The organism is Dictyobacter halimunensis (assembly GCF_036245075.1).
Window position 1 is genome coordinate 1 of sequence record NZ_BSRI01000001.1, and the last position, 21,092, is coordinate 21,092.

Annotated in this window: 23 protein-coding genes; 9 read left to right on the forward strand and 14 right to left on the reverse strand. The window is 56.6% G+C overall.

Annotation, left to right across the window (positions count from 1 at the left end):
• The first annotated feature begins 912 nt into the window (after nt 1–912).
• Both AABA21_RS00005 and AABA21_RS00010 read left to right on the forward strand, forming a co-directional pair.
• Nucleotides 913–1,371 carry a helix-turn-helix domain-containing protein gene (locus tag AABA21_RS00005; RefSeq protein ID WP_338246571.1) on the forward strand — a complete coding sequence of 153 codons (459 nt, stop codon included), beginning with the start codon at nt 913–915 and terminating at the stop codon, nt 1,369–1,371.
• Between the two features lie 652 nt (nt 1,372–2,023).
• Entirely contained in the window at nt 2,024–2,359 is a 336-nt protein-coding gene (locus tag AABA21_RS00010; protein ID WP_338246572.1) for a hypothetical protein, read from the forward strand.
• Here AABA21_RS00010 and AABA21_RS39155 read toward each other — a convergent pair.
• Complete coding sequence (locus AABA21_RS39155) at nt 2,252–2,497, reverse strand: GNAT family N-acetyltransferase (protein ID WP_420917118.1); 246 nt, start codon at nt 2,495–2,497, stop codon at nt 2,252–2,254. The genes AABA21_RS00010 and AABA21_RS39155 overlap by 108 nt on opposite strands.
• A gap of 124 nt (nt 2,498–2,621) precedes the next feature.
• Here AABA21_RS39155 and AABA21_RS00015 point away from each other — a divergent pair, with 124 nt between their 5' ends.
• From AABA21_RS00015 to AABA21_RS00040, 6 genes are all read left to right on the forward strand, one after another.
• Nucleotides 2,622–2,903 (forward strand): hypothetical protein, encoded by a 282-nt coding sequence (locus tag AABA21_RS00015; protein WP_338246574.1) that lies wholly within the window; start codon nt 2,622–2,624, stop codon nt 2,901–2,903.
• A 399-nt stretch (nt 2,904–3,302) separates the two neighbouring features.
• Entirely contained in the window at nt 3,303–4,715 is a 1,413-nt protein-coding gene (locus tag AABA21_RS00020; RefSeq protein ID WP_338246575.1) for a tyrosine-type recombinase/integrase, read from the forward strand.
• Nucleotides 4,690–6,882, forward strand: a complete 2,193-nt coding sequence (locus tag AABA21_RS00025; protein ID WP_338246576.1) for a hypothetical protein — start codon at nt 4,690–4,692, stop codon at nt 6,880–6,882. Before AABA21_RS00020 ends, AABA21_RS00025 begins: the two co-directional genes overlap by 26 nt.
• Nucleotides 6,824–7,318: a hypothetical protein gene (locus AABA21_RS00030; protein WP_338246578.1), complete on the forward strand. Its 495-nt coding sequence runs from the start codon at nt 6,824–6,826 to the stop codon at nt 7,316–7,318. The genes AABA21_RS00025 and AABA21_RS00030 overlap by 59 nt, the downstream gene beginning before the upstream one ends.
• Before the next feature lie 1,415 nt (nt 7,319–8,733).
• Nucleotides 8,734–10,584, forward strand: a complete 1,851-nt coding sequence (locus tag AABA21_RS00035; RefSeq protein ID WP_338246580.1) for a protelomerase family protein — start codon at nt 8,734–8,736, stop codon at nt 10,582–10,584.
• Between the two features lie 723 nt (nt 10,585–11,307).
• Nucleotides 11,308–11,487 (forward strand): hypothetical protein, encoded by a 180-nt coding sequence (locus tag AABA21_RS00040; RefSeq protein WP_338246582.1) that lies wholly within the window; start codon nt 11,308–11,310, stop codon nt 11,485–11,487.
• A gap of 15 nt (nt 11,488–11,502) precedes the next feature.
• Here the strand turns inward: AABA21_RS00040 and AABA21_RS00045 are convergent, their stop codons facing one another.
• The 11 genes from AABA21_RS00045 to AABA21_RS00095 all read right to left on the reverse strand — a co-directional run bounded on the left by AABA21_RS00045 (nt 11,503) and on the right by AABA21_RS00095 (nt 19,299).
• On the reverse strand, nt 11,503–11,877 hold the full coding sequence (locus AABA21_RS00045; RefSeq protein ID WP_338246584.1) for a hypothetical protein: 375 nt from the start codon (nt 11,875–11,877) through the stop codon (nt 11,503–11,505).
• A gap of 262 nt (nt 11,878–12,139) precedes the next feature.
• On the reverse strand, nt 12,140–12,364 hold the full coding sequence (locus AABA21_RS00050; RefSeq protein ID WP_338246587.1) for a hypothetical protein: 225 nt from the start codon (nt 12,362–12,364) through the stop codon (nt 12,140–12,142).
• A gap of 116 nt (nt 12,365–12,480) precedes the next feature.
• Nucleotides 12,481–12,663: a hypothetical protein gene (locus tag AABA21_RS00055; RefSeq protein ID WP_338246588.1), complete on the reverse strand. Its 183-nt coding sequence runs from the start codon at nt 12,661–12,663 to the stop codon at nt 12,481–12,483.
• A complete protein-coding gene (locus tag AABA21_RS00060) occupies nt 12,660–12,848 on the reverse strand; it encodes a protelomerase family protein (RefSeq protein WP_338246590.1) in 189 nt (62 codons plus the stop codon). Before AABA21_RS00060 ends, AABA21_RS00055 begins: the two co-directional genes overlap by 4 nt.
• 132 nt (nt 12,849–12,980) lie before the next feature.
• Nucleotides 12,981–13,187, reverse strand: a complete 207-nt coding sequence (locus AABA21_RS00065) for a hypothetical protein (protein ID WP_338246594.1) — start codon at nt 13,185–13,187, stop codon at nt 12,981–12,983.
• 1,414 nt (nt 13,188–14,601) lie between these two features.
• A complete protein-coding gene (locus AABA21_RS00070; RefSeq protein ID WP_338246578.1) occupies nt 14,602–15,096 on the reverse strand; it encodes a hypothetical protein in 495 nt (164 codons plus the stop codon).
• Nucleotides 15,038–15,487 (reverse strand): hypothetical protein, encoded by a 450-nt coding sequence (locus tag AABA21_RS00075; RefSeq protein WP_338246596.1) that lies wholly within the window; start codon nt 15,485–15,487, stop codon nt 15,038–15,040. The genes AABA21_RS00070 and AABA21_RS00075 overlap by 59 nt, the downstream gene beginning before the upstream one ends.
• Nucleotides 15,487–16,539 (reverse strand): hypothetical protein, encoded by a 1,053-nt coding sequence (locus AABA21_RS00080; RefSeq protein WP_338246598.1) that lies wholly within the window; start codon nt 16,537–16,539, stop codon nt 15,487–15,489. Before AABA21_RS00080 ends, AABA21_RS00075 begins: the two co-directional genes overlap by 1 nt.
• Before the next feature lie 35 nt (nt 16,540–16,574).
• Entirely contained in the window at nt 16,575–17,231 is a 657-nt protein-coding gene (locus AABA21_RS00085; RefSeq protein WP_338246601.1) for a hypothetical protein, read from the reverse strand.
• Nucleotides 17,206–18,618: a tyrosine-type recombinase/integrase gene (locus tag AABA21_RS00090; RefSeq protein ID WP_338246575.1), complete on the reverse strand. Its 1,413-nt coding sequence runs from the start codon at nt 18,616–18,618 to the stop codon at nt 17,206–17,208. The genes AABA21_RS00085 and AABA21_RS00090 overlap by 26 nt, the downstream gene beginning before the upstream one ends.
• 399 nt (nt 18,619–19,017) lie before the next feature.
• Complete coding sequence (locus tag AABA21_RS00095; protein WP_338246574.1) at nt 19,018–19,299, reverse strand: hypothetical protein; 282 nt, start codon at nt 19,297–19,299, stop codon at nt 19,018–19,020.
• Nucleotides 19,300–19,423: 124 nt separating this feature from the next.
• Here AABA21_RS00095 and AABA21_RS39160 point away from each other — a divergent pair, with 124 nt between their 5' ends.
• Complete coding sequence (locus AABA21_RS39160) at nt 19,424–19,669, forward strand: GNAT family N-acetyltransferase (RefSeq protein ID WP_420917118.1); 246 nt, start codon at nt 19,424–19,426, stop codon at nt 19,667–19,669.
• Here AABA21_RS39160 and AABA21_RS00100 read toward each other — a convergent pair.
• Nucleotides 19,562–19,897 carry a hypothetical protein gene (locus AABA21_RS00100; RefSeq protein ID WP_338246572.1) on the reverse strand — a complete coding sequence of 112 codons (336 nt, stop codon included), beginning with the start codon at nt 19,895–19,897 and terminating at the stop codon, nt 19,562–19,564. The genes AABA21_RS39160 and AABA21_RS00100 overlap by 108 nt on opposite strands.
• A 180-nt stretch (nt 19,898–20,077) precedes the next feature.
• Entirely contained in the window at nt 20,078–21,007 is a 930-nt protein-coding gene (locus AABA21_RS00105; protein ID WP_338246603.1) for a helix-turn-helix domain-containing protein, read from the reverse strand.
• Nucleotides 21,008–21,092 lie beyond the last annotated feature (85 nt).

The window sequence follows — 21,092 nt, forward strand, 5'->3', positions numbered from 1 at the left end:
CATAGCATAGATCGTACCATTTTACAAGAGGATGGAATACGAGAGCATGGTGAGTAGGCAAGAAAAAAGAGCAGCACCTGTTCTCTTCGGGGTGTCGGTTTTTCCCGAAGGTGTCGCCCGTCTCATGTCAGATGACGTCCGTCTCAGCGATGGTGTCATGGTGGTGTGTGAGAGGACGGTGCGAGGAAGCTCCTGGTGAGCGCGAGAACGCCGAGAGCGAGGAGGAGGGTATGTGGCGGCGGGCCTGGTGTATGTTGCTTGCGCGGGTAAGAGCGTGAGGGTTGATGGTATGGAGCTGCTGGGTGAGATGGTGGCCTCACCTTCCTTCCCCCTGGCTGTAAATTGACGAAATACATGACGCATGGTGAGACGAATTGGGTGTCGTAGGAAACGCTGATCCATGCCTCCTCTCGTTGCTGCTCGTGTGCCTTTGCAAGCTCTTCCCGGTGGTTCTTGCCCCCCGAAAGAACACTGGCTGTTGCGCCAAAGAGTGTGCAAAAAAGACCGCCCTTTGCTGCGCGTAGTGACGAGGCTTTGTTGGTCTGCTTGCGTGCGTGCTTTCTCTGCTGCAGGTGTTCCGTTGTGGAGGAGTCGAGTGTTTCGTGGCGCCGTGATGCTCCTCGCATGGGTGTTTTTCCATCGCTGTCTTCCTTTCTCTGCCAGTATGTGCTGGGCTCTGTCGGTGCGTGGCGCACGTGTGCAGACCGCGTCTGGGCAGCTGAGAGCTGGGGAGAGCAGGGGATGATCTCGATCTACATCTTGGATAATATATATCCCTTTTTATGATAATTTGTGTATTTCCATGTTTAATATCCTTTTAATAGACACTTTCTGTGGTATTGCCTAGAGTTCTTGGAAAGAAGCTCTGCGTGTATGGTGGAGAGCGCGTGTCGTGGAGGAGGGAGGCCTCGAATGGAAGGCCCTGGGGGGCCCAGAGAGCAGGCACATGGAGCAGGAGGGGATGGGGGCAGGCGGGCGTGGGAGCGTTTTGCGATCATTCGTCCGCATCTTGAGGAAGGTGTGTGTCAAACGGAGATTGCCCGTGTGCATCAGCTCTCACTGCGGACGGTGCAGCGCTGGGTGCAGGCGTATCGAGAGGAAGGACTGTGGGGACTGGGAACGAAGACGCGTGCTGATGCCGGGCAGCGGCGGGGATTGCCCACGGAGTTGGTCTTGCTGATCGAGGGGCTGGCGTTGCAGGCGGTGCGGCGACCGCTGAGGAGTATGCATCGCCTGGTGTGCCAGGTGGCTCGTGAGCAGCACTGGAAGGAGCCGAGGTATGCCCAGGTTTCACGCATTGTTGGGAGTCTTCCCAAAGATCTGGTGACCCTGGGGCAAGCGGGAGCCGAGGGGGTATCGAGAGCGCTTTGATGTGGTGTATCGGCGCGAGGGGCGGCGAGCCAATGCGATCTGGCAAGCCGATCACTGCCAATTGCGCTGCTATGTGCTCAATGCGCAAGGGCGAGCGCAGCTGCCGTTATTGAGCGCGATCGAGGATGATGATAGCCGCAGTATTTGTGGGTATCGATTGAGTTTTGAAGCCCCCTCGTCGTCCTTGACGGCTCTGACATTGCATCAGGCGATCAATCCGAAAGAAGATGGGCGTTGGCCGATGTATGGGATCCCGGAGTGTTTGTATACGGACCATGGCTCTGACTTCACGAGCAAGCATTTTGCGGTGATGAGCCAGCGGAGAAGCTCAGCGAGCATGGCAGGCGGCGTGAGGATAGAGCGGACTCCGGTGCAGGAAGGCATACATGCATACATGCAGATATGCGGATATGCGGATATGCGGATAGACATATCCAGAAGGGGTGGCGGGTGTGTTTTTCGTATAGCCTAGAGTGGTAGGAAGAGGCGCCATTGCCGATGGCTCAGCCGTTTTCGGCGTGTGGCTCGCGACCAGCGCGGAAGCCTTTGCTGGTGGCTTCGATGCGGCTCATGCTTTCTCGCGTATCTCCGTTTCGGGACGAACGTTCGGCGTTCGGATCCGTGCTGACGTTCTGGAGAAGAGAGACGGTTCTTGTGGCGTATAGTGCTGTCTGCTGCATCAAGCCGTGAAATCCTGCTGTTTGATGTGATAAAAGCTGGAGACCGCTCCGTGATCTGCTTTGTCGTTGAGAGAGGCCATCCCGATCTTCTCCATCCCGCGCTTTGCTACCAGGTGGTGTGGGAATGCGAATCCCATGCTGAGAGGAAAAGCGGCCTGCTGAAAGCCATAGGCGAGCATGGCCCGTCCGATTTCGGTGGCCTATCCTTTCCCCCAGTGCTTGGGGCTGCTGGTCCACGCAATTTCTGGGATATGCGTATCTTCAAGGAACGGGTTCAATCCGACACGACCGATCAGGCGATGGGTTGAGCGCAGAATGAGGGGACAAGGAAAGGTGCCTGATTCCCATCCGATGCGGTGGTCGAGAAGCCAGTGAAGGTGAGCTGTTGTTTTGTCTCTTGACCAAGGCTCTTCACCGGTGTAGAGATGAGTCTGGGGAGGTGACATCACCTGATACCCTGTGTCCAGGTCGCTTGGTTTCCACGTGCGAACGTAGAAACATTGGGATTGGAAGAGTATTTTCTCGTTCAAGAGAGGTGTCTCCTCACTGGTATCTCTTCAGGAGCGCTCTTTGGATAAAGCAGCAAAAACTGCTCTTTCTTCTGATACAATCTTTTTCCTCAAGAGTCTCATTCTCTCTGCCTGTTGGCTCGTGTTGTCGCTGGAGGTGTTGCGTACCTCCTACCTGAGAGAAGAGAGCGTGGAAAAAGAGCGTCGAGAAAGGAGGGGAAAGCGTCTATCTCGTGGTGCAAGCGATGGGCGCAGAGAGCCTTCTGAGGGAGATGCGGTATACATGCAAAGAGATGATGAATGCACATGGAGAAAAATGGAGCGGATGTTTTCTGGTGAGTGATGGTGAGAGGCGAGGAGGAGAGAGAGGGGAAGACGCTGGTTTTTCGTATAGTCGTGGTTTTTTTTATTGTCCAATCTCATGAGGGTGGTACACACAATCCCTGCGAACAGGGTATCGTGCAGACGGTAGCTCTCGCCGCTTCCGTTTCATGATGTGTTCCCCCTCCAAAGACACTCGATACTGGCAATGTCCGGAGATCCCCCTTCTGGTGGTGGGAGAGGGGTGTTTGATCTGTTGAGATATCTGGCGGCGTTGCTGGGAGCGATTGTACGAGAATGGGAGTAATCGGTGTTGAGGGAGAAGGGGCCCCGATAGGGGCCTGAGGGGTTACCAGCATAGAGGGGAGTCCGTTGTATTCATAGAGAAGCTGTAATAGAGGTGAAGTGAAAGAGGAGGGGTATGAGCCCAAGCAGTGGAGCCTTTCGGTGTATCTCGTGTCCGGAGGGGGTCACGAGCCGCTATCAGGTGGTGGTGGTGGATGGAAGGGGGACACCCCAGTATGCATTAACAGAGTTTGCTTTCCAGATGGATCGGATCCTTTCGGCGGGTGCTGCACGGACGTATGTGCGAGCCCTCTTGCCGTATTTTACCTCCCTGTGTGGAGAGGAGAGCGCGTGTTCCCCGGGAACGAGTCAAGAGAGTACCTGGAACCGTGAGCCGGAGGAGGTGCGCGAGTCGGTGCGTGCGTATGTGGTGGAGCGGTTGCGGTGTCAGGCGCGTCGCTTGCAGGGATATGAGGTGATCGGACTGGGGCCGGAGAGTGCGAGTACCGTGCGAGTGTTTCTGGCGGCGCTCAAGCACTTTTACCAGCTGGCCTGTCGTGCCGGGTGGTATGCCTATGCCAATCCCTTGACTGATACTGTGAGTGCGGTGCTCCATGAGGTGGAAGCGGCCGAGAATCGTGCGACCGGAAGGCGACCCCGGATGCCAGCGCTCAGTGGTCTGGAGCTACCGCGCAGGCGTTGCTGTTCGGAGAATTATTTTCGTGTGCAAGAGGAGCAGTGGGTGCCCCAGCCGATCGACGATCCAGGCTTACCGGCGCGACTGGCGCAGGGGATGCGAGCGTGCAGATGGGGACTGCGTGATCAGATTGTGGTGCGGCTGGCCTATGAGTCGGGTGCGCGGATTCGAGAAGTGCTCTGCTTGAGGGTGGGAGATTGGCGTGCGCGTGGGTGTTCACAGGAGGCGACGACCTGTAGCAAGGGGAGCCGAGGGCGACGTGTGAAGGTCATACGGTTTTCTGCGGAGACGGCCCGGATGCTGCGTGCGTATGTGAACACCGAGCGCTGCCGCTGGGATGGTCAGTGGCGGCGGTTGGAGCAGTTGGAGGATCAGGATCCGCTCTTTGTCTCACAGCGGGGCAAGCCCTATGATTATGAAGCCTTCAAGCCGCATTGGTACACGCTGTGTGCGAAGGTGGAGATTGATTTGAATATCCATGGATTGCGGCATTGGTATGTGACCCAGGCAATGCGGATGGTGAGTGAGAGTGCGCAGACGCCAGGCGAAGTGCAGCGTGGGAAGGAAGACCTGGTTCGGTATATGGGCTGGCGGAGTGCTCAAACGCTGGAGGCTTATGAACACTATTTTCAAGCGGAGCGGCATGCCAGGATCCAGGATCAGGTCTATCAGCGAGTCGCGATGGCAACGAGGGAAGCGATGCAGCGGTCTGAAGAGGGTATCGTGCCGAGAGCAAGGTTGCTGCCGGAGGATGGCGTGGTGCAGGATGGCTGGGCCATGTTGTTGGCCTTGGGAGGGGCGATGGGAAGAACGGGAGGAAGTGGTGATGCCACGACGACGAGGGAATCTTGAGCTTCTGCAGGCTGGGGCCTGGCGTGATCTGCTGGATGTGGTCGATGCACGTATTTTGCAGGCACCTGGTTTGGATTGGGACCGGGTCGATCGGCGGGCCATTCGGTATTTGAAGCTGTACGTGGCAGGGACGCCCTGGATCAATCCATTGGCGTTGATGGTGGGTGTCTTATTATTCTCGGCCCGCTTGAATGTCGCAACGGTGCTAAGCCGCCTCTATGGGATGCATGTGCGGTGGCAGGTGCTGTTTGCGCACTATCAGTTGCGGACCTTTGCTGATTGGGATCCCTGTGAACATTTGCCGCGGTATTTGCAGGATGAGGCGTGTGCGGATAGTCTGAAGACCAAACAAGACTTTTTACTGTGGTACCGCTCGTCCGCGGATCATGTGCATGACTATGTCCGAGCGTTGCCGGCGGATCTGCAAGAGATCTATCGTCAATGGGAATGCCCATTGTTGCCGCGTGGATTAGACCATCAGTTGGATCGCATGGCCGAGGTGCTTGAGGACCAACGTCATCGGCGCAAAGTCGAAACGGATGCGGTGACCCCACACTTTGCCAGGCTGCGTGGGGAAGCGCATGTGCGCTGGAATCAACTCTTTCGGCTGCGAGCCAAAGTCAGAGAGGTAATCGCCTTGGTCACTACCGGGCAGGAGAGTTGTCCAGTGACGTTTTCCTATGAAGAAACCCATCCGCGTCAACGAGTCCATGTGCGGTTGTGGGATCGGCGCAGTTTTGTGTTGGCCCATGCGGAGCAGTATTGCCGTGAGACGGTGTGGGAGGCACGGCACCAGCTCCGCGGGTTTCGCCCGGGGCGCAACACCTCTTTTCTTGAAGTGGTGGGAACGGACGTGCTGGATGATCCTTCATCGGGCCTGCTGCCGGAGCAGTTTCTCTGGTTTGGAGATGTCCTGCGTTATGATTTGTTGGGTGAAGGACCGTGCTCAGGGACGCCAGCAGAGGTTGAGCGCAAGCAGGCGTATCTGCAGTCATGGGGCTATGAGATCGAGCCACGGTGCAAGCCATTTAGTTCTGGGATTGCGGGTTTGCTGGCCTGGCCGTTTGAGCACGCGAATTTTTTGCGCCAAGCACAAGCACGAGCACAGGGACCGTTGTTGTTGGTGGAGCCGCTCTTTGCCGCCGTAACCTTTGGTCTGGCCGCCCTTGATTTTTTTACCACGACTGGAGCGCGGATGAATGAGCTTTTGCAGGTGCGATTGACCCCCGACTGTTTATATACGATGGAGGTCGAAGGAACACAACGTCTCCTCGTGCGGTTGCTGCCCAAAGGGATGACGCGGCTTGCTGAGTATGTGGTGGGCCCAGAGACTCGTCGTCACTTTGAGCGTGTGGCCTTTCTGTTGCAAGAGCACTATGGTTTACCGCCGGGGCAATCTCTGCCTGCTGTGGCCTTTTGCAAGCATCACGGACGCGCGGCCCTGTTTCCAGAACAGCAACCCTATCTCTTTCAATATGGAGGGCAACACCTTTCCCCTTCGGCGATTACGGCGTGTCTGCGTTTTTTATGTCATGGGATGGTGTTTGAGACGGTGGAAGGGAAAGCTGTCGTGCTTAAAGCGCACTTATTACGGCATGTGTTTGCGACCCATATCCATCATGTCGAACAGGTTCCCCTCGATATTGTGGCGGTGTTGTTGCATCAGAAGAATACACGTGTGACGGCGTATTATGCAGCTCCACCCTGGAATCAGGTGATGGCGTCAGCGAATGCGGTTTTGGATCGTTTTGCCACGCATTTAGGGTCGTTGGATGAGGCGTTCCTGCGCGCCCCGGCGGAATTACAGCGTCAGTATGAAGAGGCGAAAGAGCGGGTGGGAACGCTGGCAAAAGTGCCTGGGGGTGATTGTACATGTCATGGGCAATGTCCCGTGTCATTTGCGTGTACGGGATGTGTCTTTAAAGTGCCTGACCCCAAGCGTCGAGAGGAGATCGAGGAACAGGAACAGTGGGCGCTGATCCGGCTTGAGCAGGTGAAGCTTCGTGGGCTTGGCCCGGAAGTGGTGAAGATGCAAGCCTTACTCCAGCGATGCCACATTGAGAAGGAAGAAATGCAGCTGATTGAAATGTATCAAAAGGATGAGCATTATGAAGCAACCCTCCGAATCGAATCCCACGTCTCGCCCATGGCTGAAAACCTACCATGAAGCCAGGAAGCAACAGACGATCGATATTGTCCGAGCGACGGTAGATCATTTAGTCCGTGAAGAACGCACCGTCACCATTGAGGCGATTTGTCATCTGAGTGTGGAGGTGGATCCGCAAGGGAAAGGGGTCAGAAAGGCGGGCATCTTGGGCAATGAAGCTGCCTATGCCTATTATCGAGAGCATAGCAGCTCCTACCGGAGGGCTCATCAACGAAACCATCGCTTCGAGAAAGAGAAGCAGAGAACGGTTTCCTCTGTCTCTATCGACCCAAACCGCGATATCAGTCGTGTGCGTTCTCGATATTTGTCGAGAACGAAGGCTGACCTGGTCGAGCGTCTTTTGACGGTGGAGCAGGCCTATGCAGAATGTCAACAGCAACTTGCTCGCCTTCAATTTGCGTTGGTTGATGTGCAGCATGAGGCAAACAAGCGATGAGCAAGACACAACAAGAGAGAGACCTGTGTGGGTCTCTCAAAAAAGCGTCCCTCTAAAGGAGAGCTGATCTGAGCCCAAAGAGCACGTGGGCGAAGAAGCGGCGGCATGGCGTTGTTCTTGTATGGCGGGAGAGGATTGGTAAAGTATTCTTATAGCCATGTGATATGCTCTGAAGAACCAGGACCCCAAGGGGAGGTAGACCGTGGGGTCCTGTGGCAAGATGGTTGTCTCGTTGGATCCGCTTCATGTGTCAGCGAGGGCGCGAGCGGTGTCGCAGGAAGGCTCAACCGATTGGCCCGATGATGATGACCCCTGGAAGCTCTCACCTTTTAACCTGGCCACGAAGGGTGAACGTCACAACATGGCTGGCTGCCCATGCGTCTCGTCCCTCACGAAAGCAGCCGTTTGGTCGGTGTGTGGCCAGCTCTCCCGGGCATTGGCGTGAAAACGTACAAAGCTCTTGTTGGCGAAGATGGCATCTGGATGACGATGTGTCGCGAGCTCGAGGCCGTCTCACGTTTCTCTGGATGTGCCAGGTCCTGTGTGCAGCCGTCCAGGGCTCGATGGTGTGAGGGTGTGCTGAGGAGGAAGGCTGAAGGGAATGGGGGGATGCGTAAGTGAAAAAGGATGCCCGACGTGATCTGTCCTGTGTCTGATCAGCCGTTGTCTGGACCGGGCCTGCGAGAGGAGAGCGGATTGGTTCTCCTCTCGCAGTGCCCTGCGATCGTGTTTGATTGTGGTGTGTGTGTGTCTCGTTCCCCTCCACCCAGGGCGTCAGATGATCCGGCGCCCTGGGTGGAGGCGTTCACACGGCATGCCTCGGTGTCGAGGCAAGAAATGGTGCGTCTCTCTCCTCCTGCACGTGTTTGTGTCATTCTCCACGGAGAAAGGTGCGTCAATCGGGTTTCTCTTCTAAACATAGCATAGATCGTACCATTTTACAAGAGGATGGAATACGGGAGCATGGTGAGTAGGCAAGAAAAAAGAGCAGCACCTGTTCTCTTTGGGGTGTCGGTGTTCCCCGCGCGTTGTCGCCCGTCTCACGTACGATGACGTCAGTCTCAGCGATGGTGTCATGGTGGTGTGCGAGAGGACGGTGCGAGGAAGCTCCTGGTGAGCGCGAGAACGCCGGGAGCGAGGAGGAGGGTGTGTGGCGGCGGGCCTGGTGCATGTCGCTTGCGCGGGCAAGAGCGTGAGGTTGATGGTATGGAGTTGCTGGGTGAGATGGTGCCCTCATCTTCCTTCCCCCTGGCAGCGTCTCTGAGAGCGTAGTATCTCCCTTCCTCTTTGTGGCGTTTTGCTCTTGCGGAGGAAGAGCATGTTCCTACGTTACTACTTGACAGTAACGTAGGAACATTTTATACTGAGGAGAGAAGAAGAGGATGCCATGATGGCGAAGAAGGAGGAGAGAGGCAATGGCAGCGATGTTAGGATGGGTGCAGCGGCGTTGGAACGAGGTGTTGGAACCGATGGTGCGTCGTGCCACCGTGGAGCAGGAAGCGCAGTTGCGAGTTCTGTGGGAGCGCGAACTGGAGTGGTGGAAGACGCAGCGGGGGCTGGCTGGGGATTCCTTGCGCAAACCGATTACGCAGGTGCGGTCCTTGATCAAAGGGCTGCCGGTGACGGAGCACAATAGCTGGGAGAATCCGCGCACGGGGGAGCGTGAACATATCGGGCTGCGGGTGTTCAACCTGTCGGAGGGGGAATGGGTGACGATGAACGCGCGCAACCAGGGCGTGACCCAGGAGCGGTTGATGCAGCAAGTCTTGCTCAAAGATCCAGACGGCCTGGTGGAGCGAGCCCTGTCGTTGCTCTTCTCACCGGCGTGGGCGGATCTGGTGGTGGGCATTGCGGTGTGTACGGGGCGTCGGCTGGCCGAAATCATGAAGACGGGGACATTTCTGGTGAAGGAACCGTACACCGTGTGGTTTGAGGGACAGGTGAAAGGGCGCGGTCGTGAGTCGGAGCGCTATGAAATCCCGACCCTGGTGCGCGCCTTTCTGGTGGTCGAAGCGGTCCAGCGGCTACGCGCCCTGGTGGATTGTACGGGGCTGGAGATCGAGCAGGTGAGTCAGAAGTATGGCAAGGGGGTCAATGAGGCGGTGGACCGCCACTATGGTGACCTGGAGGAGTTGGTGCGAGCGACGCGCGAGAAGGTGAGCGTCCATAACTTCCGCGGCATGTATGCGCGTATTGCCACCTTCTGGTATGCCCCGCCCCCCGTCGCTGACATCACGTACATGGCGCAGATCCAGGGCCATCGCTTTGTGCTGGAGCCACGCGTGGAGCCAGGCACCTCGGCGGAGGAGGTGGAGCAGATTCGGCACCACTATGCCAGCCATGCCAACTACGCCGATTATAAGATTGCCGACAAGGATGGCAACATTGATGGACGGCAAGGGGTGCGCTTAGGGCAGCCGGGCGTCACCGTGCTCGATGTCTTCCGCCGTGAGTATGAGGTGTGGGTGACCAAGACGCATCCAGAGCAGGAGTCGCCCAGTGAGGCACCGAAGAAACGTGCGCGCAAGAAAGCCACCACAGAGAATAAGACGGGCTATTCCGTGTTCCGGCCAACGATTCAGACCCGGGCCTGGGGTGACGATCTGCGCGAAGGGATGCGCCGCGAACTGGGCCATGAGATCAAGGATGACGAATTGTTGCGCCGAATCTTTGCCGTCTATGAACAGCAGGAGCATCACGGGGGGCAGATGCAGGGGAGTGTCGTCCGCCAGGATGGCAAGCCAAGTCTTTCCCTGGAGCAGCTGGACCTGCCGGCGGAGACGCGCACGCTCTTGCAGGAAGGAATGGCGCTCACGGGGGCTGCGGATCTGCTCACGTATCTGCTGGCCGCCGGAGAGCGGGAGGCGCGCACCGTGCGCAGCCAGGCGCGGCGCCATGACAGTGAACGCTATGCCGCCATGCCGACCTCGAAACTGGCAGGGATGAAGGTGCCAGAGGCGGGCACGGAACGTTATCGACGGGCCGTGTATACGCTGATGCAGTGGAATGAGGCGCACCGTCCGTTAGAGCAGTGGTACATTACCACGCTCTCGATTCAGAAGCTCGTCGGTGGCCGCAAAGAGGCGATCAATGCATACCTGGAGGCGCACCGTGATGAGATTGAGGGGCATCACAACACATTGGGTATCAAACCATCGTACAATCGGAAGGCCGAACCGATTGACCAGATCATCACGATTGCCGAAGAGTCAACCGCCTTTCCCTGGGGGAGAACCGCTGAGGATGAACAGGCGATAACCCCCTAATGTCGCAGTAACATCGGCTTGTAGTAGTGTAGTAGGCAGTAACATTATTCGTTACCGCCTACTATGCGGGAACATCCTTAATGTTACGCCGTAATAAGCAGTAACATTAAGGATGTTACGCTGTGCTGACAGATATATATGTGCCTTTGTCTCCCTGGGGGAGAGGCAAGCGGCATATCCAGGCCCAAATCGACCTCGTTTTTCGGAAAATTCTGTGTTTTTGCCTCATTATTGAGGGAATAGACGGCTCCTTGGGTGACTATCCCCGCTCATTTTTACTACAATAACCGTAACATACCTATGTATCACTATTACTACCTAAATATATTGTAGTAACACTCGCAATGTTCCCACAAAAAAGATACACCACATATTATTACTTTCTGAAAGTAATAATATGTGGTGTATCTTTTTGTGGGAACATTGCAGTGTTACTACAATATATTTAGGTAGTAATAGTGATACATAGGTATGTTACGGTTATTGTAGTAAAAATGAGCGGGGATAGTCACCCAAGGAGCCGTCTATTCCCTCAATAATGAGGACAAAAACACAGAATTTTCCGAAAAACGAGGTCGATTTGGGCCTGGATATGCCGCTTGCCCCTCCCCCAGGGAGACAAAGGCACATATATATCTGTCAGCACAGCGTAACATCCTTAATGTTACTGCTTATTACGGCGTAACATTAAGGATGTTCCCGCATAGTAGGCGGTAACGAATAATGTTACTGCCTACTACACTACTACAAGCCGATGTTACTGCGACATTAGGAGGTTATCGCCTGTTCATCCTCAGCGGTTCTCCCCAGGGAAAGGCGGTTGACTCTTCGGCAATCGTGATGATCTGGTCAATCGGTTCGGCCTTCCGATTGTACGATGGTTTGATACCCAATGTGTTGTGATGCCCCTCAATCTCGTCACGGTGCGCCTCCAGGTATGCGATTGATCGCCTCTTTGCGGCCACCGACGAGCTTCTGAATCGAGAGCGTGGTGATGTACCACTGCTCTAACGGACGGTGCGCCTCATTCCACTGCATCAGCGTATACACGGCCCGTCGATAACGTTCCGTGCCCGCCTCTGGCACCTTCATCCCTGCCAGTTTCGAGGTCGGCATGGCGGCATAGCGTTCACTGTCATGGCGCCGCGCCTGGCTGGCACGGTGCGCGCCTCCCGCTCTCCGGCGGCCAGCAGATACGTGAGCAGATCCGCAGCCCCCGTGAGCGCCATTCCCTCCTGCAAGAGCGTGCTCCGCCGGCAGGTCCAGCTGCTCCAGGGAAGACTGGCTTGCCATCCTGGCGGACGACACTCCCTGCATCTGCCCCCCGTGATGCTCCTGCTGTTCATAGACGGCAAAGATTCGGGCAACAATTCGTCATCGCTTGATCTCATGGCCCAGTTCGCGGCGCATCCCTTCGCGCAGATCGTCACCCCAGGCCCGGGTCTGAATCGTTGGCCGGAACACGGAATAGCCCGTCTTATTCTCTGTGGTGGCTTTCTTGCGCGCACGTTTCTTCGGTGCTCACTGGGCGACTCCTGCTCTGGATGCGTCTTGGTCACCCACACCTCATACTCACGGCGGAAGGCATCGAGCACGGTACGCCCGGCTGCCCTAAGCGCACCCCTTGCCGTCCATCAATGTTGCCATCCTTGTCGGCAATCTTATAATCGGCGTAGTTGGCATGGCTGGCATAGTGGTGCCGAATCTGCTCCATCCTCCGCCGAGGTGCCTGGCTCCACGCGTGGCTCCAGCCAAAGCGATGGCCTTGGATCTGCGCCATGTACGTGATGTCAGCGACGGGGGCGGGGCATACCAGAAGGTGGCAATACGCGCATACATGCCGCGGGAAGTTATGGACGCTCACCTTCTCGCGCGTCGCTCGCAAACTCCTCCAGGTCACCGCGCGGCGGTCCACCGCCTCATTGACCCCCGCCTGCCATACTTCTGACTCACCTGCTCGATCTCCAGCCCCGTGGCAATCCGCCAGGGCGCGTAGCCGCTGACCGCTTCGACCGCCAGAAAGGCGCGCACCAGGGTCGGGATTTCATCGCGCTCCGACTCACGACCGCCCCCTCTCACCTGTCCTCAAACCACACGGTGTACGGTTCCTTCACCAGAAATGTCCCCGTCTTCATGATTTCGGCCAGCCGACGCCCCGTACACACCGCAATGCCCACCACCAGATCCGCCCACGCCGGTGAGAAGAGCAACGACAGGGCTCGCTCCACCAGGCCGTCTGGATCTTTGAGCAAGACTTGCTGCATCAACCGCTCCTGGGTCACGCCCTGGTTGCGCGCGTTCATCGTCACCCACTCCCCCTCCGACAGGTTGAACACCCGCAGCCCGATATGTTCACGCTCCCCCCGTGCGCGGATTCTCCCAGCTATTGTGCTCCGTCACCGGCAGCCCTTGATCAAGGACCGCACCTGCGTAATCGGTTTGCGCAAGGAATCCCCAGCCAGCCCCCGCTGCGTCTTCCACCACTCCAGTTCGCGCTCCCACAGAACTCGCAACTGCGCTTCCTGCTCCACGGTGGCACGACGCACCATCGGTTCCAACACCTCGTTCCAACGCCGCTGCACCCATCCTAACATCGCTGCCATTGCCTCTCTCCTCTCTTCTTCGCCATCATGGCATCCTCTTCTTCTCCCTCAGTATAAAATGTTCCTACGTTACTGTCAAGTAGTAACGTAGGAACATGCTCTTCCTCCGCAAAGAGCAAAACGCCACAAAGAGGAAGGGAGATACTACGCTCTCAGAGACGCTGCCAGGGGGAAGGAAGATGAGGGCACCATCTCACCCAGCAACTCCATACCATCAACCTCACGCTCTTGCCCGCGCAAGCGACATGCACCAGGCCCGCCGCCACACACCCTCCTCCTCGCTCCCGGCGTTCTCGCGCTCACCAGGAGCTTCCTCGCACCGTCCTCGCACACCACCATGACACCATCGCTGAGACTGACGTCATCGTACGTGAGACGGGCGACAACGCGCGGGGAACACCGACACCCCAAAGAGAACAGGTGCTGCTCTTTTTTCTTGCCTACTCACCATGCTCCCGTATTCCATCCTCTTGTAAAATGGTACGATCTATGCTATGTTTAGAAGAGAAACCCGATTGACGCACCTTTCTCCGTGGAGAATGACACAAACACGTGCAGGAGGAGAGAGACGCACCATTTCTTGCCTCGACACCGAGGCATGCCGTGTGAACGCCTCCACCCAGGGCGCCGGATCATCTGACGCCCTGGGTGGAGGGGAGCGAGCACACACACACCACAATCAAACACGATCGCAAGGGCACTGCGAGAGGAGAACCAATCCGCTCTCCTCTCGCAGGCCCGGTCCAGACAACGGCTGATCAGACACAGGACAGATCACGTCGGGCATCCTTTTCACTTACGCATCCCCCCATTCCCTTCAGCCTTCCTCCTCAGCACACCCTCACACCATCGAGCCCTGGACGGCTGCACACAGGACCTGGCACATCCAGAGAAACGTGAGACGGCCTCGAGCTCGCGACACATCGTCATCCAGATGCCATCTTCGCCAACAAGAGCTTTGTACGTTTTCACGCCAATGCCCGGGAGAGCTGGCCACACACCGACCAAACGGCTGCTTTCGTGAGGGACGAGACGCATGGGCAGCCAGCCATGTTGTGACGTTCACCCTTCGTGGCCAGGTTAAAAGGTGAGAGCTTCCAGGGGTCATCATCATCGGGCCAATCGGTTGAGCCTTCCTGCGACACCGCTCGCGCCCTCGCTGACACATGAAGCGGATCCAACGAGACAACCATCTTGCCACAGGACCCCACGGTCTACCTCCCCTTGGGGTCCTGGTTCTTCAGAGCATATCACATGGCTATAAGAATACTTTACCAATCCCTCTCCCGCCATACAAGAACAACGCCATGCCGCCGCTTCTTCGCCCACGTGCTCTTTGGGCTCAGATCAGCTCTCCTTTAGAGGGACGCTTTTTTGAGAGACCCACACAGGTCTCTCTCTTGTTGTGTCTTGCTCATCGCTTGTTTGCCTCATGCTGCACATCAACCAACGCAAATTGAAGGCGAGCAAGTTGCTGTTGACATTCTGCATAGGCCTGCTCCACCGTCAAAAGACGCTCGACCAGGTCAGCCTTCGTTCTCGACAAATATCGAGAACGCACACGACTGATATCGCGGTTTGGGTCGATAGAGACAGAGGAAACCGTTCTCTGCTTCTCTTTCTCGAAGCGATGGTTTCGTTGATGAGCCCTCCGGTAGGAGCTGCTATGCTCTCGATAATAGGCATAGGCAGCTTCATTGCCCAAGATGCCCGCCTTTCTGACCCCTTTCCCTTGCGGATCCACCTCCACACTCAGATGACAAATCGCCTCAATGGTGACGGTGCGTTCTTCACGGACTAAATGATCTACCGTCGCTCGGACAATATCGATCGTCTGTTGCTTCCTGGCTTCATGGTAGGTTTTCAGCCATGGGCGAGACGTGGGATTCGATTCGGAGGGTTGCTTCATAATGCTCATCCTTTTGATACATTTCAATCAGCTGCATTTCTTCCTTCTCAATGTGGCATCGCTGGAGTAAGGCTTGCATCTTCACCACTTCCGGGCCAAGCCCACGAAGCTTCACCTGCTCAAGCCGGATCAGCGCCCACTGTTCCTGTTCCTCGATCTCCTCTCGACGCTTGGGGTCAGGCACTTTAAAGACACATCCCGTACACGCAAATGACACGGGACATTGCCCATGACATGTACAATCACCCCCAGGCACTTTTGCCAGCGTTCCCACCCGCTCTTTCGCCTCTTCATACTGACGCTGTAATTCCGCCGGGGCGCGCAGGAACGCCTCATCCAACGACCCTAAATGCGTGGCAAAACGATCCAAAACCGCATTCGCTGACGCCATCACCTGATTCCAGAGGTGGAGCTGCATAATACGCCGTCACACGTGTATTCTTCTGATGCAACAACACCGCCACAATATCGAGGGGAACCTGTTCGACATGATGGATATGGGTCGCAAACACATGCCGTAGATAAGTGCGCTTTAAGCACGACAGCTTTCCCTTCCACCGTCTCAAACACCATCCCATGACATAAAAAACGCAGACACGCCGTAATCGCCGAAGGGGAAAGGTGTTGCCCTCCATATTGAAAGAGATAGGGTTGCTGTTCTGGAAACAGGGCCGCGCGTCCGTGATGCTTGCAAAAGGCCACAGCAGGCAGAGATTGCCCCGGCGGTAAACCATAGTGCTCTTGCAACAGAAAGGCCACACGCTCAAAGTGACGACGAGTCTCTGGGCCCACCACATACTCAGCAAGCCGCGTCATCCCTTTGGGCAGCAACCGCACGAGGAGACGTTGTGTTCCTTCGACCTCCATCGTATATAAACAGTCGGGGGTCAATCGCACCTGCAAAAGCTCATTCATCCGCGCTCCAGTCGTGGTAAAAAAATCAAGGGCGGCCAGACCAAAGGTTACGGCGGCAAAGAGCGGCTCCACCAACAACAACGGTCCCTGTGCTCGTGCTTGTGCTTGGCGCAAAAAATTCGCGTGCTCAAACGGCCAGGCCAGCAAACCCGCAATCCCAGAACTAAATGGCTTGCACCGTGGCTCGATCTCATAGCCCCATGACTGCAGATACGCCTGCTTGCGCTCAACCTCTGCTGGCGTCCCTGAGCACGGTCCTTCACCCAACAAATCATAACGCAGGACATCTCCAAACCAGAGAAACTGCTCCGGCAGCAGGCCCGATGAAGGATCATCCAGCACGTCCGTTCCCACCACTTCAAGAAAAGAGGTGTTGCGCCCCGGGCGAAACCCGCGGAGCTGGTGCCGTGCCTCCCACACCGTCTCACGGCAATACTGCTCCGCATGGGCCAACACAAAACTGCGCCGATCCCACAACCGCACATGGACTCGTTGACGCGGATGGGTTTCTTCATAGGAAAACGTCACTGGACAACTCTCCTGCCCGGTAGTGACCAAGGCGATTACCTCTCTGACTTTGGCTCGCAGCCGAAAGAGTTGATTCCAGCGCACATGCGCTTCCCACGCAGCCTGGCAAAGTGTGGGGTCACCGCATCCGTTTCGACTTTGCGCCGATGACGTTGGTCCTCAAGCACCTCGGCCATGCGATCCAACTGATGGTCTAATCCACGCGGCAACAATGGGCATTCCCATTGACGATAGATCTCTTGCAGATCCGCCGGCAACGCTCGGACATAGTCATGCACATGATCCGCGGACGAGCGGTACCACAGTAAAAAGTCTTGTTTGGTCTTCAGACTATCCGCACACGCCTCATCCTGCAAATACCGCGGCAAATGTTCACAGGGATCCCAATCAGCAAAGGTCCGCAACTGATAGTGCGCAAACAGCACCTGCCACCGCACATGCATCCCATAGAGGCGGCTTAGCACCGTTGCGACATTCAAGCGGGCCGAGAATAATAAGACACCCACCATCAACGCCAATGGATTGATCCAGGGCGTCCCTGCCACGTACAGCTTCAAATACCGAATGGCCCGCCGATCGACCCGGTCCCAATCCAAACCAGGTGCCTGCAAAATACGTGCATCGACCACATCCAGCAGATCACGCCAGGCCCCAGCCTGCAGAAGCTCAAGATTCCCTCGTCGTCGTGGCATCACCACTTCCTCCCGTTCTTCCCATCGCCCCTCCCAAGGCCAACAACATGGCCCAGCCATCCTGCACCACGCCATCCTCCGGCAGCAACCTTGCTCTCGGCACGATACCCTCTTCAGACCGCTGCATCGCTTCCCTCGTTGCCATCGCGACTCGCTGATAGACCTGATCCTGGATCCTGGCATGCCGCTCCGCTTGAAAATAGTGTTCATAAGCCTCCAGCGTTTGAGCACTCCGCCAGCCCATATACCGAACCAGGTCTTCCTTCCCACGCTGCACTTCGCCTGGCGTCTGCGCACTCTCACTCACCATCCGCATTGCCTGGGTCACATACCAATGCCGCAATCCATGGATATTCAAATCAATCTCCACCTTCGCACACAGCGTGTACCAATGCGGCTTGAAGGCTTCATAATCATAGGGCTTGCCCCGCTGTGAGACAAAGAGCGGATCCTGATCCTCCAACTGCTCCAACCGCCGCCACTGACCATCCCAGCGGCAGCGCTCGGTGTTCACATACGCACGCAGCATCCGGGCCGTCTCCGCAGAAAACCGTATGACCTTCACACGTCGCCCTCGGCTCCCCTTGCTACAGGTCGTCGCCTCCTGTGAACACCCACGCGCACGCCAATCTCCCACCCTCAAGCAGAGCACTTCTCGAATCCGCGCACCCGACTCATAGGCCAGCCGCACCACAATCTGATCACGCAGTCCCCATCTGCACGCTCGCATCCCCTGCGCCAGTCGCGCCGGTAAGCCTGGATCGTCGATCGGCTGGGGCACCCACTGCTCCTCTTGCACACGAAAATAATTCTCCGAACAGCAACGCCTGCGCGGTAGCTCCAGACCACTGAGCGCTGGCATCCGGGGTCGCCTTCCGGTCGCACGATTCTCGGCCGCTTCCACCTCATGGAGCACCGCACTCACAGTATCAGTCAAGGGATTGGCATAGGCATACCACCCGGCACGACAGGCCAGCTGGTAAAAGTGCTTGAGCGCCGCCAGAAACACTCGCACGGTACTCGCACTCTCCGGCCCCAGTCCGATCACCTCATATCCCTGCAAGCGACGCGCCTGACACCGCAACCGCTCCACCACATACGCACGCACCGACTCGCGCACCTCCTCCGGCTCACGGTTCCAGGTACTCTCTTGACTCGTTCCCGGGGAACACGCGCTCTCCTCTCCACACAGGGAGGTAAAATACGGCAAGAGGGCTCGCACATACGTCCGTGCAGCACCCGCCGAAAGGATCCGATCCATCTGGAAAGCAAACTCTGTTAATGCATACTGGGGTGTCCCCCTTCCATCCACCACCACCACCTGATAGCGGCTCGTGACCCCCTCCGGACACGAGATACACCGAAAGGCTCCACTGCTTGGGCTCATACCCCTCCTCTTTCACTTCACCTCTATTACAGCTTCTCTATGAATACAACGGACTCCCCTCTATGCTGGTAACCCCTCAGGCCCCTATCGGGGCCCCTTCTCCCTCAACACCGATTACTCCCATTCTCGTACAATCGCTCCCAGCAACGCCGCCAGATATCTCAACAGATCAAACACCCCTCTCCCACCACCAGAAGGGGGATCTCCGGACATTGCCAGTATCGAGTGTCTTTGGAGGGGGAACACATCATGAAACGGAAGCGGCGAGAGCTACCGTCTGCACGATACCCTGTTCGCAGGGATTGTGTGTACCACCCTCATGAGATTGGACAATAAAAAAAACCACGACTATACGAAAAACCAGCGTCTTCCCCTCTCTCTCCTCCTCGCCTCTCACCATCACTCACCAGAAAACATCCGCTCCATTTTTCTCCATGTGCATTCATCATCTCTTTGCATGTATACCGCATCTCCCTCAGAAGGCTCTCTGCGCCCATCGCTTGCACCACGAGATAGACGCTTTCCCCTCCTTTCTCGACGCTCTTTTTCCACGCTCTCTTCTCTCAGGTAGGAGGTACGCAACACCTCCAGCGACAACACGAGCCAACAGGCAGAGAGAATGAGACTCTTGAGGAAAAAGATTGTATCAGAAGAAAGAGCAGTTTTTGCTGCTTTATCCAAAGAGCGCTCCTGAAGAGATACCAGTGAGGAGACACCTCTCTTGAACGAGAAAATACTCTTCCAATCCCAATGTTTCTACGTTCGCACGTGGAAACCAAGCGACCTGGACACAGGGTATCAGGTGATGTCACCTCCCCAGACTCATCTCTACACCGGTGAAGAGCCTTGGTCAAGAGACAAAACAACAGCTCACCTTCACTGGCTTCTCGACCACCGCATCGGATGGGAATCAGGCACCTTTCCTTGTCCCCTCATTCTGCGCTCAACCCATCGCCTGATCGGTCGTGTCGGATTGAACCCGTTCCTTGAAGATACGCATATCCCAGAAATTGCGTGGACCAGCAGCCCCAAGCACTGGGGGAAAGGATAGGCCACCGAAATCGGACGGGCCATGCTCGCCTATGGCTTTCAGCAGGCCGCTTTTCCTCTCAGCATGGGATTCGCATTCCCACACCACCTGGTAGCAAAGCGCGGGATGGAGAAGATCGGGATGGCCTCTCTCAACGACAAAGCAGATCACGGAGCGGTCTCCAGCTTTTATCACATCAAACAGCAGGATTTCACGGCTTGATGCAGCAGACAGCACTATACGCCACAAGAACCGTCTCTCTTCTCCAGAACGTCAGCACGGATCCGAACGCCGAACGTTCGTCCCGAAACGGAGATACGCGAGAAAGCATGAGCCGCATCGAAGCCACCAGCAAAGGCTTCCGCGCTGGTCGCGAGCCACACGCCGAAAACGGCTGAGCCATCGGCAATGGCGCCTCTTCCTACCACTCTAGGCTATACGAAAAACACACCCGCCACCCCTTCTGGATATGTCTATCCGCATATCCGCATATCCGCATATCTGCATGTATGCATGTATGCCTTCCTGCACCGGAGTCCGCTCTATCCTCACGCCGCCTGCCATGCTCGCTGAGCTTCTCCGCTGGCTCATCACCGCAAAATGCTTGCTCGTGAAGTCAGAGCCATGGTCCGTATACAAACACTCCGGGATCCCATACATCGGCCAACGCCCATCTTCTTTCGGATTGATCGCCTGATGCAATGTCAGAGCCGTCAAGGACGACGAGGGGGCTTCAAAACTCAATCGATACCCACAAATACTGCGGCTATCATCATCCTCGATCGCGCTCAATAACGGCAGCTGCGCTCGCCCTTGCGCATTGAGCACATAGCAGCGCAATTGGCAGTGATCGGCTTGCCAGATCGCATTGGCTCGCCGCCCCTCGCGCCGATACACCACATCAAAGCGCTCTCGATACCCCTCGGCTCCCGCTTGCCCCAGGGTCACCAGATCTTTGGGAAGACTCCCAACAATGCGTGAAACCTGGGCATACCTCGGCTCCTTCCAGTGCTGCTCACGAGCCACCTGGCACACCAGGCGATGCATACTCCTCAGCGGTCGCCGCACCGCCTGCAACGCCAGCCCCTCGATCAGCAAGACCAACTCCGTGGGCAATCCCCGCCGCTGCCCGGCATCAGCACGCGTCTTCGTTCCCAGTCCCCACAGTCCTTCCTCTCGATACGCCTGCACCCAGCGCTGCACCGTCCGCAGTGAGAGCTGATGCACACGGGCAATCTCCGTTTGACACACACCTTCCTCAAGATGCGGACGAATGATCGCAAAACGCTCCCACGCCCGCCTGCCCCCATCCCCTCCTGCTCCATGTGCCTGCTCTCTGGGCCCCCCAGGGCCTTCCATTCGAGGCCTCCCTCCTCCACGACACGCGCTCTCCACCATACACGCAGAGCTTCTTTCCAAGAACTCTAGGCAATACCACAGAAAG

What these genes read in the sequence shown, in the direction of transcription:
- AABA21_RS00040 (WP_338246582.1), top strand. Translation starts at nt 11,308, where the DNA reads ATGTTACTGCCTACTACACTACTACAAGCCGATGTTACTGCGACATTA.
- AABA21_RS39155 (WP_420917118.1), bottom strand. Translation starts at nt 2,497, where the DNA reads ATGTCACCTCCCCAGACTCATCTCTACACCGGTGAAGAGCCTTGGTCA.
- AABA21_RS00085 (WP_338246601.1), bottom strand. Translation starts at nt 17,231, where the DNA reads ATGCCACGACGACGAGGGAATCTTGAGCTTCTGCAGGCTGGGGCCTGG.
- AABA21_RS00050 (WP_338246587.1), bottom strand. Translation starts at nt 12,364, where the DNA reads ATGGCGCAGATCCAAGGCCATCGCTTTGGCTGGAGCCACGCGTGGAGC.
- AABA21_RS00060 (WP_338246590.1), bottom strand. Translation starts at nt 12,848, where the DNA reads ATGCAGCAAGTCTTGCTCAAAGATCCAGACGGCCTGGTGGAGCGAGCC.
- AABA21_RS00025 (WP_338246576.1), top strand. Translation starts at nt 4,690, where the DNA reads ATGCCACGACGACGAGGGAATCTTGAGCTTCTGCAGGCTGGGGCCTGG.
- AABA21_RS00090 (WP_338246575.1), bottom strand. Translation starts at nt 18,618, where the DNA reads ATGAGCCCAAGCAGTGGAGCCTTTCGGTGTATCTCGTGTCCGGAGGGG.
- AABA21_RS39160 (WP_420917118.1), top strand. Translation starts at nt 19,424, where the DNA reads ATGTCACCTCCCCAGACTCATCTCTACACCGGTGAAGAGCCTTGGTCA.
- AABA21_RS00065 (WP_338246594.1), bottom strand. Translation starts at nt 13,187, where the DNA reads ATGGCAGCGATGTTAGGATGGGTGCAGCGGCGTTGGAACGAGGTGTTG.
- AABA21_RS00030 (WP_338246578.1), top strand. Translation starts at nt 6,824, where the DNA reads ATGAAGCAACCCTCCGAATCGAATCCCACGTCTCGCCCATGGCTGAAA.
- AABA21_RS00020 (WP_338246575.1), top strand. Translation starts at nt 3,303, where the DNA reads ATGAGCCCAAGCAGTGGAGCCTTTCGGTGTATCTCGTGTCCGGAGGGG.
- AABA21_RS00045 (WP_338246584.1), bottom strand. Translation starts at nt 11,877, where the DNA reads ATGGCAAGCCAGTCTTCCCTGGAGCAGCTGGACCTGCCGGCGGAGCAC.
- AABA21_RS00005 (WP_338246571.1), top strand. Translation starts at nt 913, where the DNA reads ATGGAAGGCCCTGGGGGGCCCAGAGAGCAGGCACATGGAGCAGGAGGG.
- AABA21_RS00105 (WP_338246603.1), bottom strand. Translation starts at nt 21,007, where the DNA reads ATGGAAGGCCCTGGGGGGCCCAGAGAGCAGGCACATGGAGCAGGAGGG.
- AABA21_RS00070 (WP_338246578.1), bottom strand. Translation starts at nt 15,096, where the DNA reads ATGAAGCAACCCTCCGAATCGAATCCCACGTCTCGCCCATGGCTGAAA.
- AABA21_RS00075 (WP_338246596.1), bottom strand. Translation starts at nt 15,487, where the DNA reads ATGGCGTCAGCGAATGCGGTTTTGGATCGTTTTGCCACGCATTTAGGG.
- AABA21_RS00035 (WP_338246580.1), top strand. Translation starts at nt 8,734, where the DNA reads ATGGCAGCGATGTTAGGATGGGTGCAGCGGCGTTGGAACGAGGTGTTG.